Source organism: Baaleninema sp. (assembly GCF_049974805.1).
Taxonomy (GTDB): Bacteria; Cyanobacteriota; Cyanobacteriia; order Cyanobacteriales; family Geitlerinemataceae; genus Baaleninema.
Window position 1 is genome coordinate 1 of the sequence record NZ_JBNGCO010000046.1, and the last position, 13,090, is coordinate 13,090.

The window sequence follows — 13,090 nt, forward strand, 5'->3', positions numbered from 1 at the left end:
GCGATATCACCCTCATCACCACCGAAGAACTCAGCGAAATTCGCCGAATCTGGCTCGAAGAAAAACACGAATTCGACGACAGCCTTCCCCGTATCTACCAAGAAATTACCGGAGAACCCTTCATCGATCCCCGTCCCGGCGCAGAACAGCGACTCCTGGGACTCGACGAGTGGAACCTCCTCGAAGAACTCACCGACGGCGATGCGATGTACCTGGAACTGATGGCGAAACTCCTCGATACCGAACGCCAGTTCCACACCAAAATTCGCCGTTCGGGAATCTACAAAGCTCTCGAAAAATGCTTCGAGACGAGTTCGGCGACGAAGGAAGAAGCGATCGCTAACGCACACCGCAAACGAGACCTCCAAGAAGCCGCCAAAGTTGGTGACGTGGCCAAAATCAAACAACTGACTTGGGCCGATGCTAAATTCGGGAACGCCAACTCAGAAGACTAGCAACTGAGACGATTAACGGGGAAACCAGTGCAACAGACATTTGTGCGATCGACGATGTCGCTTTAAGTGTCGCACCAAATGTTCCCCGTTCAGCGGCGGTAACAGGTAATCTTCGAGATCGAGGGAATGCTCTACCCAAGGAAGTCCGTCTCCGGCGCGATCGCTCAACGCGACGATCGGCGTCTTCACCAAACGGGGATGTTGTCGCAGTTCCTCGGCCCAGTTTACCCCCTCTGTCTCCGAAAGGCTCGATCGAATTATCACCACGTCGATTTTCTTCAGAATCCGCTGAGCCAAAATCTCCGCCGGTTCTTCCACGAACGTCACATCAAAGCAGTTTTTCTCGAAAAATCGATCGATCTCCCAACTGTTCGACGGCGCATCCCCCACCGAAATCACGTTCGTCATGGGGAATTCCCGTCCCGACTCCTGCGCCTTCACCGGACATTCCTCGTCGCATAACGCACATTCAGGCGCGTCGTAAGCCACACCGTAAGACGCTGGAATCGGGAGGTGACAGCGTTGGCACTCGGAGACTGTATAGCGTCCCTCGAGGAAATGTCCGAAACAGCGCAAATCCCCTTCTAAATACAGTTGCAGGAAATCCGGACGCTGTTGAAGCCACCCCCAGAAGCTTTCAAAATCGAGATGATAGCCGTCGTAACTGTAGGTGATACCGTGAAACCGGGGAACCTCGAATACCGGAGAAAGGATCGCTTTCCCGCGACTGAGGTAGTACGCCACATAACTCTTTAACACCGCCATCGGCGACGCCTCTATCGCAGGAGAACGCCGGGGAAGCAAAACCGGTTCCGACAACGCCTCGGGTTCGAGAACCTCAGCGGCGGAAGATTCCATTTCCTGGCGGACGGGAAAGGGATCGAGGTCTCGAATACAGGTCAGTTCCTCGAGATGGTGGTGCGCCGCTTCTAAGGCTTGGTAGCGTTGCTCTCGATCGATATCCCCCGCCAACTGCTTCCCTAACAATACCATCGTGTCGATTTGCGCTTGCGTCCAGCGATGGGGGGTGAAACACTGATGCGCCATTAACAACCCCCATAACTGGGGTGTCGGACGCTCTTCCGTCACGGGAAGCAAAATCGGTACCACCAGCTTAGCACTCACTTCAAAAAAGCACTCTAAAATCTTTGTGGGACAGCGATCGATATCGACGGAAGATAAATCTTCGATCGCCTGAACTTTACTTAGATGAAATTGCGTAATTTCCTCCGATGCAAAAAAACGACCCAGCCGACATTTCAACATCGATTTACGACCCGGCGCGAGGGATTCTGCCACCACCACCGCTTCTCGATCTCGACGAGTTTGACAGACGAGGACTCGATCGACCCGCAAGATTTTACGCAACCCCAACAGGATTTCTTTTAATATTTTGTTTAGATTCTTCGTCAGTTCCCAAGTTGAACTGTTCGTCCCCTCTAACGGCGAGACTCGAACCGTCTGAACCTGGAATTCCCCTCGATCGAAGCGATTCGAGGCAAGAGCGCCTCGGGACAACCGCTCCTCAGACCCCATAGAAAACCTCGCCGTATCGTTGAGTCCGTAAGGCACTTCTTGATGGCAGCGCGGACAAAACCAATAGGGTTTACCGCCTCGCACGTAACATAACAACGGATAAGAACAGCTCGGACATAAATAGTTATTCATGGCTAGTCTGTCAGGCAAACAACGATATCATTAGGACTGATAGCAGCCCTCCTCGTTTAATTTCGTCTCGATCGCCTCTTTTTTCTTCTTTATAATTATAAAAAACATAGGGGACTCAAGAGTATTTTTTTATATTAAGAATTTACAGGGTTTGTTGACGATCTTTTCGGGCTGACCCGTTCCTCGCTGTGAGATTTCCACCCCATTGAGTCGATCGCCTCCCTGTCAAACCCGCCGCGAACCCCCACCAGACGGGGGTTAAAACAACATTTATGTTGTTTTAACAGTAAAATGAGTGAGCGGTCGCTTAATTGTAAATAAATGTAAACAAATATTTCAGTTTTTCTATCAAATTGTTTCAGATAGCCCACATTTACGAAGTTCCGTCAACATTTTTTGGTACAAACACCTATATGCCGACTTTCTCCGCAACCATCTCAGTCTTGGTTTAGAACACGCCGATACGAAGGAGCTACACTGTATGTTCACTCACGTCAAGCCCACCGTGCGCCACATCGAGCCAGACGATCTCAGGGGGCGTTCGTTGCTCAAGGTGGTCTATGTCGTGCTGGAGTCCCAGTATCAAAGTGCCTTGTCGTCCGCCGTCCGCTCGATCAACGCCAACAATCCCAACCTGGCGATCGAAATCAGCGGCTACCTCATCGAAGAACTGCGCGACCCCGAAAACTACGAAAACTTTAAAAAAGACGTAGCCGACGCCAACATCTTCATCGCCTCGCTGATTTTCATCGAAGACCTGGCCGACAAAGTCGTCGCCGCCGTCGAACCGGTGCGCGACCAACTGGACGCCGCCGTAGTCTTCCCCTCCATGCCGGAAGTCATGCGCCTGAACAAACTGGGCAGCTTCTCCATGGCGCAACTGGGGCAATCCAAAAGCGCGATCGCCCAATTCATGCGCAAGCGCAAAGAACAATCCGGCGCCTCCTTCCAAGACGGGATGCTCAAACTCCTGCGGACGCTGCCGAAAGTCCTCAAATATATGCCCGTAGACAAAGCCCAGGACGCGCGTAGCTTCATGCTGAGCTTCCAATACTGGCTTGGTGGGTCTCCCGAAAACCTGGAAAACTTCCTGTTGATGCTGGCAGACAAATACGTCTTCCCCGATCGCCAACTCAACAAAAACGCCAACTACGCCGACCCCGTCGTCTACCCCGACATGGGCATTTGGCATCCCCTCGCCCCGCAAATGTTCGAGGATGTCAAAGAATACCTCAACTGGTACAGTTCCCGCAGCGACGTCAACGACGACTACAAAGATCCCCTGGTTCCCACCATCGGCCTCGTCCTACAACGGACACACCTCGTCACCGGAGACGATGCCCACTACGTCGCGATGGTGCAAGAACTGGAAGCCTTGGGCGCCCGCGTCATCCCCGTATTCTCCGGCGGACTGGACTTCTCCCAACCCGTCGATAAATACTTCTGGGAACAAGGTACCAGCGAAACCCCGAACAACAAGCCCATCGTGGATGTGGTCGTCTCCCTGACCGGCTTCGCCCTCGTCGGCGGCCCGGCCCGACAAGACCACCCGAAAGCGATCGACTCCCTCAAACGCCTCAACCGTCCCTACATGGTGGCGTTACCTCTGGTGTTCCAAACCACCGAAGAATGGGAAGACAGTGATTTGGGCTTGCACCCGATTCAAGTCGCCCTGCAAATCGCCATCCCCGAACTCGACGGCGCGATCGAACCCATCATCCTCTCCGGTCGCGACGCCAACACCGGAAAAGCCCACGCCATGCAGGATCGCATCGAAGCGATCGCCACCCGGGCCATGAAATGGGCCAACCTGCGACGGAAACCCAAACTCCACAAAAAAGTCGCCATCACCATCTTCAGCTTCCCCCCCGACAAAGGGAACGTAGGAACCGCCGCTTACCTCGACGTATTCGGCAGCATCCACGAAGTCGCCGTCGCCCTCAAACGCAACGGCTACGACGTCGCCGATCTCCCCGACAGTCCCCAAGAACTGATGGAAGCGGTCATCCACGACGCCACCGCCCAATACGCCAGTCCCGAACTGAACGTAGCCTACCGGATGCCCGTCAAAGAGTACGAAAAACTCACCCCCTACGCCGAACGCCTCGAAGAAAACTGGGGACCGCCGCCGGGGAACCTCAACAGCGACGGACAAAACCTCCTCGTCTACGGAAAACAGTTCGGCAACCTCTTCATCGGCGTCCAACCCACCTTCGGCTACGAAGGCGACCCCATGCGCCTGCTGTTCAGCCGTTCCGCCAGCCCTCACCACGGTTTCGCCGCCTACTACACCTATCTCGAGCAGATTTGGAACGCCGACGCCGTTCTTCACTTCGGCACCCACGGTTCCCTGGAGTTCATGCCCGGTAAACAAATGGGGATGTCTGGCAGTTGCTACCCCGACAGCCTCATCGGCAACATTCCCAACCTGTACTACTACGCCGCCAACAACCCCAGCGAAGCCACCATCGCCAAACGCCGCAGCTACGCCGAAACCATCTCCTACCTGACGCCGCCTGCGGAAAACGCCGGATTGTACAAAGGCTTGAAAGAACTGGGCGAACTGGTGGGGTCTTACCAAACCCTCAAAGACACCGGACGGGGCATTCCCATCGTCAACACCATCGTCGAACAAGCCCGCGTGGTGAATTTGGACAAAGACATCGATTTACCCGAAGTCGATGCCAAAGACATGACCCAAGAGGAACGGGATACCATCGTCGGCTTGGTGTACAAGCAACTGATGGAAATTGAATCCCGGTTGTTGCCCTGCGGGTTGCACGTCATCGGGAAACCGCCGACGGCGGAAGAAGCGGTGGCCACGCTGGTCAACATCGCCAGTATCGATCGCGAAGAAGAAGGCATTATGGGACTTCCCAGCCTTCTGGCACAAAGCATCGATCGAAACATCCAAGACATCTACAGCAACAACGACAAAGGCGTTCTCGAAGATGTCGAATTGAACCAAAAAATCGTCGAAGCCACTCGGGCCTGCGTCTCGGCCATGGTGGCTGAGAAAACGGGCGACGACGGACGAATTCGCCTCGACAACCTCGGCGGTTGGTTGCAACGCATCATCAAAGACGAACCTTGGTACGAAGCCCTCAAAGAAGCGGGATTCCACCGGGTCGATAAAGAAGCCCTCGACAAACTCATCGAGTATCTGAACTTCTGCCTCAAACAGGTTTGCGCCGACAACGAACTCGGTTCCTTGCTGAAAGCCCTCGAAGGCGAATACGTGCTTCCTGGCCCCGGCGGCGACCCGATTCGCAACCCGGATGTTTTACCCACGGGTAAAAACATTCACGCCCTCGACCCGCAAGCGATTCCCACGGCGGCGGCGGTACAAGCGGCTAAAATTGTGGTCGATCGCCTCATCGAACGCCAGCGTCAAGAAAACGGCAACGAGTACCCCGAAACCATCGCCTGCGTCCTCTGGGGAACGGACAACATCAAGACCTACGGCGAATCCCTGGCACAAATCATGTGGATGGTGGGGGTCAAACCGGTTCCCGACGCTCTCGGACGGGTGAACAAACTCGATTTGATTCCCCTCGAGGAGTTGGGTCGTCCCCGCATCGATGTCGTCGTCAACTGTTCTGGGGTGTTCCGCGACCTCTTCGTGAATCAAATGGCGTTGTTAGACAAAGCCATCAAGATGGCGGCGGAAGCCGACGAACCCGAAGAGATGAACTTCGTTCGCAAACACGCCCTCAAACAAGCCGAAGACATGGGCGTGAACCTGCGTCAAGCGGCGACTCGGGTGTTCTCCAACGCTTCCGGGTCTTACGCGGCGAACGTCAACTTAGCGGTGGAAAACAGCACCTGGGAAGAAGAAGCGGAATTGCAGGAAATGTATCTGACCCGCAAATCCTTCGCCTTCAATGCGGACAATCCGGGGATGATGCAGCAAGACCGCAAGGTGTTCGAGTCGGCGTTGTCCACAGCCGATGCAACCTTCCAGAATTTGGATTCTTCGGAAATCAGCTTGACGGACGTTTCGCACTATTTCGATTCCGACCCGACGAAGGTGGTCTCGAAGTTGCGGAAAGACGGGAAAACCCCGAATTCCTACATTGCGGATACGACGACGGCCAACGCCCAGGTTCGATCGCTCTCGGAAACGGTTCGTCTGGACGCCCGGACGAAGATGTTGAATCCCAAGTGGTACGAGGGGATGTTATCCCACGGCTACGAAGGGGTTCGCGAGTTGTCGAAACGCCTGGTCAATACGATGGGTTGGTCGGCGACGGCTGGGGCTGTAGACAACTGGGTTTACGAGGACGCCAACGAAACCTTCATCAAGGATGAGGAGATGCAGAAGCGTCTGATGAACCTCAACCCCCACTCGTTCCGCAAGATGGTGGGGACGCTGTTGGAAGTCAACGGCCGCGGCTACTGGGAGACTTCTGAGGAGAACTTGGACCGTCTGCGTCAGTTGTATCAGGAGGTTGAAGACCGGATTGAAGGGATTGAGTAGGGTCTAGAATCCAGTTGACTTGATGGAGAGGTGGGTTAAGCATTAGCCCACCTCTCGTTTTTGAGATGGCGATCGTCGTTTGGTCGGTTGAGACGGACTCCGGTTATTATAGCGCTCGCCAATTGGAGTAGGACATTCACGTTTACGCTGCTTCAAGCCTTCAAGTCTGAAAATGTCCGAGTTGCTCTGGCGACTGCTATAAACACGGATTTTTCAGCCGCTAATCCCAAAACTGGGCAGTTTTCTGTGCTTCTGTGGTGAAGAATTATTGAAACTGTTCCTGTCGGAACCAGATTTCATACGGAATCCGCACCCCATAGCCCCTTTTAACGCAATCACCCAAAATCGATTCAAGTCCTTGCGTACAGGGACTTTACGACGAAGTCCGCAAAACAGGGTTTTCAAAACTGGATTCCGTATCATATCAAAACGATCGTTAAAAAATAGATTTTACTGTAATGCTACTTATATTATGTCGATTTATAGTCTTCATTTCAGTATAATAAACCCCAAAATAATCCAACCATTCAGCATTCATGGATGCTAGAGTAAAGGCGTTTGGACGACGAATTCGTTATTTTAGAAAACGTTTAGGTTTGTCACAAGATGGACTTGCAGACAAGGCAAGTTTGCACCGAACCTATGTGGGGGCTATTGAAAGAGGTGAAAGAAATGTAAGTTTGCTTAATATATTGCGTTTGGCTGATGCTCTCAGTGTGACGGTAAAAGATTTATTTGACGAAGAAATTGATTAAGAGAAACCGTAAAATGGTAAACGAAATTGAATTACTTGAGATAGCTATCTACCATATTAGGAAAGTATCAAACTTCGATCCCTACTCAAGATATAGCAATATTCGAGATCGAAAAGATTTCCAGGAACTCATCGCAGCCGATCCTGCATTTGGTGTTTTGGGATTAGATGACGATAGATATATTACTGCTCGGGTAGGTGGGAATCTTGTAACATCTTTATATCGAAAAATAGGAGATATGTATGAAGGTTTGTTTGGCTACCTTGTTCAACAAAGTTTTGGCTTAGATGAAAATGAATTAAATTTTAGCGTAGAAGTTCAAATTGATAATGAAGTTCAGATACGTTCCACAGACGGACTGATTAAGAAAAACAAATTTAACCAGCGAATTCCTCAAGATTGGATGGATTATCAAGGAATAGGGTTTGAAGTTCGTTCCTGCTATCAAATTGGTGACTCAAAAAGAATACAGGCTGACTATCATATGTCATTGGCATTGCAGTCCCATGGAATCTTGCCTGTGATGTTAGTATTTTGTAATACATCACTAAGATCGCCTCTGTCTAGGCTATCTAAAACTTGGGAACTTTATGAAGGAATGGATAGTTTTAACCTAGTTGAATTAATAACTGGTTGTGATTTGCATGGGTTTCTTCAAAAAAATTCCGATATTCTCCAAAAAGAAATAAAAAATATTTTAGCTAAGATTTAACACAAACTGCAGTTTCGTAAAGACGTTTTTTACCTCCTCTTTTTCTAAAAGATACAATTCTTTCAACTTCAAAACCTTCGTGTTGAAAGAGTTTACCTAAAATAGATTCAGTGAATATATCAACCCCCGAAAGCCGAGAGTTTCCTACAATATATGCGCCTTGAAAATTAGACGCCTTGATTTCTTTAATATGTTTGATGTGATTCCACATATCAAGAAAATATTTTGTGGCATAATTACACATCAAAATACTTTTATTTTTTAATTCTTCGTGATAACAAAGATATGGTTCTATCTCTGTAGGAACTTCAATCAATTCTTTCTGTAAGATAGAAGTCGCTCTACCCCAAGTGCCGCCAATTGCCTGCAAATCAATCTCTGTTGCTTCTGCAACACGCTCTAAAACCTCCATAAAATGCAATTGTGGTCTAGTTTGATGAACGTAACTATATCGATTTGGGTAAGGAGGTGAAGTAATGACAAAATCGACGGGACGATTCACGTGTTGTTGCAAGTTTTGAGTCGAGTTGCCAAGTTCGATCCTACCGAGTTCTGAAAAAGAAATTTCATCGCGCTCGAGACTCATTAAATCGTCACGGATCGTTTTTAAATTTTTTTCGACTTCAAAGAAAACATCAATTTCTCTTTGATGGTCGTCATCAAAAGTAATCGTGGGATGATTTCTATGAATATTCGCACAGTCTAAACACGCCTCAGCTAAAGCAATCCATACATAATCTCGAATTGCCTCGTAAGTTGGCTGCAACATCACTTCACGACAAATAATTAAATCTTTTAATATCGGTTTTTTCCACCAACGAAAAACGTTGTGAATAATGGGTATTCTCGTATTAAAGTAATCGACTACTTCTTCGATCGAGGACTGTGTGAATTTTTCAATCGAACCAGAAACTTCTGTTAAGTATTGTTTAAATAAATCGAGATATATCGTGTCCCATGTCAGCGATTTATTGCCGACCTGCTGTAATAAAGGATTGACCTCAATTCCTAGAGACTCGATTCCATGCTTTTGACATTCTATAGATGTTGTGCCACGACCACTAAATGTATCGAGAACAAAATGGTTTCTGTCGATCTGAAATTCTTTAATAAAAAACCTTACCAAGCTAGGTGAGTAGCTGGGGGTAAGACGATACCATCTATGAACCGTCTCCATTTGCCCGGCTTTAAAAGTAATATCTCCGATATCTATTTCTTGATAATCAAAGCCAGATTGTTGTATTTTTCGATAAAAACACTTCACATGGTCGTTAGTGTCTAGTTCAAATAACGATAATTGTTGAAACATCAGTGTTAGGGCGGGTTGTGCAGGTGCATCTCAGTTATGCAATGAGTATAAATGCTTAAGGAATGAAATGCCCTTCTGGCAGTCCTTCAGAAAGATCTTGACAAATTGTTGAGCTTGTGAATTTACAAAAGTGAGATGCACCCGGTTGTGCTACTTAAGAGTAGCACAACCGCTGTGACTCGGCAAGAGTTGCGACCAATGTGCGATCCCCAATCCGATTTCTAAATATAGCTTTTGCAATATAGTCCGAAACCTCCTAGGGGCGGTCTCTTCAACGACCCTAGACCCAGTTTTAAATCCCCAATTCCTACATCGCCGATACGACCACGGCCAACGCCCAGGTTCGATCGCTCTCGGAAACGGTTCGTCTGGACGCCCGGACGAAGATGTTGAATCCCAAGTGGTACGAGGGGATGTTATCCCACGGCTACGAAGGGGTTCGCGAGTTGTCGAAACGCCTGGTCAATACGATGGGTTGGTCGGCGACGGCTGGGGCTGTAGACAACTGGGTTTACGAGGACGCCAACGAAACCTTCATCAAGGATGAGGAGATGCAGAAGCGTCTGATGAACCTCAACCCCCACTCGTTCCGCAAGATGGTGGGGACGCTGTTGGAAGTCAACGGTCGCGGCTACTGGGAGACTTCCGAGGAGAATTTAGACCGCCTGCGTCAGTTGTATCAGGAGGTTGAAGACCGGATTGAGGGGATTGAATAGTTCTCTGGCTCGATCGTTTCGACGTTCTTCGTCGTATCTGATTAGCTAACAAGAAAGGGGACATCCTTGAGTGGGTGTCCTCTTTTTTGTGAATACTGTTCAATGGAAGTACGCGCTGTTTCTTGAGATACTTTCAGATGTTGAGTGCCGATTCTCTCAGTTTTCAAGAATTTATAAATCGTGAAACCTTGCCGCTTAGAGTCTAACTCCTCCGCGTCCTCTGTGTCTGATGTGATAAATATCGCCATCTCGCAAAAAAAACTCCCCCCGGAACGAGGGGAGAGAGGAGAACATCACATGGCTTAAATCTTAAAAGAAGTCCCGAACTGGCAGCTACACGCCAAATTCAGACTTGAGTTGAACGACCCACTTTTGAATCCGTTCTTCTGTGAGGTCGTCTTGATTGTCGTCGTCTAACGCGAGTCCGATAAACTTACCGTTTTTAACGGCTTTAGACTCACTGAAATCGTAGCCGTCTGCGGGCCAGTGTCCGACGGTTTGTCCGCCGAGGCTGGAAACTTTCTCTTCGAGAATCCCCATGGCATCTTGGAAGTTGTCAGCATAGCCGATTTGATCGCCGACGCCGAAATAGGCGACTTTTTTACCGCTGAAATCTAGGTCGTCTAACTCGTCGAAACAACCTTCCCAGTCGCTTTGAAGTTCGCCGATGTTCCAGGTGGGAGAACCGAGAATTAAACAGTCGTAGTCTTCGAGTTCGCTGAGATCGGCATCGGCGATGTTGTGCAGTTCTACGATATCATCGCCGCCAAATTCGGCTTGAATCGTTTCGGCGGCGGTTTCGGTGTTTCCTGTCGTCGAACCGTAAAAAAGTCCAATTTTTGCCATCGTTTTTTTAGTCTAGATCGCTCGCGGTTGAGTTTGAGTTATATTCGATCGAATTTTGTTAAACTCCCAAGATTGACCGAAGGGCATTCCAACACCTAAACTGAAACTCTTGGGAGCTTAATTCAGGAAGATTGCAAAAATTCGATCGAGCAAAAAAATGGATATGACGATTCGCTTTAAATCCGTTTTTTTCGAGTATTGGCTTCATCGAAGAAAAACGAGCTTTCGGGAATCAGGAAGATGCGACGAATCGCCATATCTTCGAGAGGTTTTAACTGTTAATAATGTAATAAATTTTGCGATGCTTGTCAACAAAAAAAACAACAAAATAAATATTTTTTTATTTGTAAAAAAATCAAGTAAAACCAGGATCGAATATCTCGATCCTGGTTTCCGAAAAGCCCGAATTGATGACTATTAGCACTCGTTAACAGGTATAAGAGAGGAGAACACTGTTAGGCAAGATGCTACAGTTTTGAAGCTACGGTTTTGAAGCTACACTTTTTGAAGGACATGGCAAATGTCTAAAGAGTTACATAGCGCATCACCTCCTTTCTAAAAATGGAAAAACAGAGCTTTACAAACCGTTTTGCATTAACATCCAAACCGCACTGAGGCGATCGAGCAGCAAATAAGCAAAGATCGCACCGCCGACGCCACCGATAAGAAATCCACCGACAAACTGACTCCAGCCATCGCGACTTTGCAACGCGATCGGAATCGCCGGAACCGTCGCCGCTGCAACCGCCGATCCTTGGGACTCGGTCTTAGAAAACGTCACCGTTCCGTAACTCGACATGGCGACGGTTAAAATTGCCAAAAGTGCGATCGCCGACAGTAACCCGACGACATTCGCCGCTTCCGTTTCCCGAACCGGATTCAACACCGCAAACGGTCCCACCAGAAAATAGCCGTGAGCCATACCGATTTCCAGTCCCCGAGAGAGCGGTGAAATCCCCGATCGATAAATCGGTAAATTCCGTAAAAACGTCAGCGTCGCGTCCGAATTATTTACAACCGTCGATAAATTTCCCGCTTCGGGATTTCCCGCGTAGGGTGCAACCATACTTCCGGTTTTGAAATCAAATCCCGACGCTTCACCGCGAGCGCGAATGGCGTGCCATAAATGTCCGAACAGGAACAACACCGCCAACAGGAAATGGAACGTCGCCAACCATCCTCGCGCTGTCACGACGCCAGTTTCCGTTTCCAACAATCCCGCCGGTCCGTAAAACACTTCTGGGTACGCCGTCGTATTGACGCTGACGAAGTACGCCGCCAAAAATCCCATGTAGGACAACGCCCCCAAGCTATAGGAGAGGTACGCTTCTCCCGAATAAATCAGAATCCGTTTCGCCCAGGGGAACGGCTTCGTTAGGCTGTGCCAAATTCCCCCGCCAATGCAGAGTAAGCCAACCCAAATGTGACCGCCGACTAAATCCTCGAGATTATCGATCGCCGCCATTCCCTCAGATCCAGACGCGCCGAACAAATAACCGAAAATTGTCAGAGGATTCAGCGTCGGATGCGCCACAACCCGGACGGCGTTGGCAGAGGCGTCGAACAACCCGCCCCAAAACAGCGCCTTCGCCACCAACAACCCGGCACCGAGACCTAACAAAATCAGGTGAATCCCCAGAATGTTGGTCATTTTGTCGGCGTCTTTCCAGTCGTAGCCGAAAAAGCCGGAAAAGCTTCGGTTTTGGGGCAATACATCCGGACCGAGAAGAGCGTGGTAAATGCCTCCGGCTCCCAATACGGCGGAGGAAATCAGGTGTAGCACCCCGATGACGAAGTAGGGATAGGTATCGATCGCTCCACTACCCGCCTCGACGCCAATGCCCAAACTGGCCAGATGAGGCAGTAAAATAAAGCCTTGCTCGTAAACCGGAACTTCTGGGGTGTAGCGGGAGATTTCAAAGAGGGTAAAGGCTCCCGCCCAAAGGGTAATCAGTCCGGCGTGGGCGACGTGAGCGCCGAGAAGCTTTCCTGAGAGGTCGGCAAATCGGGCGTTTCCCGCCCACCAAGGTACGTTGGGAATTTTGTCTTTGTGAGGATTTGCTGCAATAACAGCAGTCATGACGGTATCTCCTTGAGAATTCTTTTCATTAAATTAGAAATTGGAGCAACAAAACTGAGACTCTTTTGC

7 protein-coding genes and 2 pseudogenes are annotated in these 13,090 nt (G+C 49.4%); 5 read left to right on the top strand and 4 right to left on the bottom strand.

Going from position 1 to position 13,090, the window contains the following annotated elements:
* Window positions 1-455, top strand: a pseudogene (locus ACP5D4_RS10695) (DNA phosphorothioation system sulfurtransferase DndC); the annotation flags it as partial.
* Between the two features lie 12 nt (window positions 456-467).
* Here the strand turns inward: ACP5D4_RS10695 and ACP5D4_RS10700 are convergent.
* Entirely contained in the window at window positions 468-2,123 is a 1,656-nt protein-coding gene (locus ACP5D4_RS10700) for a GAF domain-containing protein (RefSeq protein WP_428011616.1), read from the bottom strand.
* 481 nt (window positions 2,124-2,604) lie between these two features.
* Here ACP5D4_RS10700 and ACP5D4_RS10705 point away from each other — a divergent pair, with 481 nt between their 5' ends.
* From ACP5D4_RS10705 to ACP5D4_RS10715, 3 genes are all read left to right on the top strand, one after another.
* Entirely contained in the window at window positions 2,605-6,603 is a 3,999-nt protein-coding gene (locus ACP5D4_RS10705) for a magnesium chelatase subunit H (RefSeq protein ID WP_428011617.1), read from the top strand.
* A 536-nt stretch (window positions 6,604-7,139) separates the two neighbouring features.
* Complete coding sequence (locus ACP5D4_RS10710) at window positions 7,140-7,358, top strand: helix-turn-helix domain-containing protein (RefSeq protein WP_428011618.1); 219 nt, start codon at window positions 7,140-7,142, stop codon at window positions 7,356-7,358.
* A gap of 13 nt (window positions 7,359-7,371) precedes the next feature.
* On the top strand, window positions 7,372-8,070 hold the full coding sequence (locus tag ACP5D4_RS10715; RefSeq protein WP_428011619.1) for a type I restriction endonuclease: 699 nt from the start codon (window positions 7,372-7,374) through the stop codon (window positions 8,068-8,070).
* Here the strand turns inward: ACP5D4_RS10715 and ACP5D4_RS10720 are convergent.
* Window positions 8,060-9,379: a site-specific DNA-methyltransferase gene (locus tag ACP5D4_RS10720; protein WP_428011620.1), complete on the bottom strand. Its 1,320-nt coding sequence runs from the start codon at window positions 9,377-9,379 to the stop codon at window positions 8,060-8,062. The genes ACP5D4_RS10715 and ACP5D4_RS10720 overlap by 11 nt on opposite strands.
* A gap of 299 nt (window positions 9,380-9,678) precedes the next feature.
* Here ACP5D4_RS10720 and ACP5D4_RS10725 point away from each other — a divergent pair.
* Window positions 9,679-10,095: pseudogene (locus ACP5D4_RS10725) on the top strand (cobaltochelatase subunit CobN); the annotation flags it as partial.
* A gap of 333 nt (window positions 10,096-10,428) precedes the next feature.
* Here the strand turns inward: ACP5D4_RS10725 and fldA are convergent.
* On the bottom strand, window positions 10,429-10,941 hold the full coding sequence (gene fldA / locus ACP5D4_RS10730) for a flavodoxin FldA (protein WP_428011621.1): 513 nt from the start codon (window positions 10,939-10,941) through the stop codon (window positions 10,429-10,431).
* Window positions 10,942-11,518: 577 nt separating this feature from the next.
* Complete coding sequence (locus ACP5D4_RS10735) at window positions 11,519-13,021, bottom strand: chlorophyll a/b binding light-harvesting protein (protein WP_428011622.1); 1,503 nt, start codon at window positions 13,019-13,021, stop codon at window positions 11,519-11,521.
* Between the last annotated feature and the right edge of the window lie 69 nt (window positions 13,022-13,090).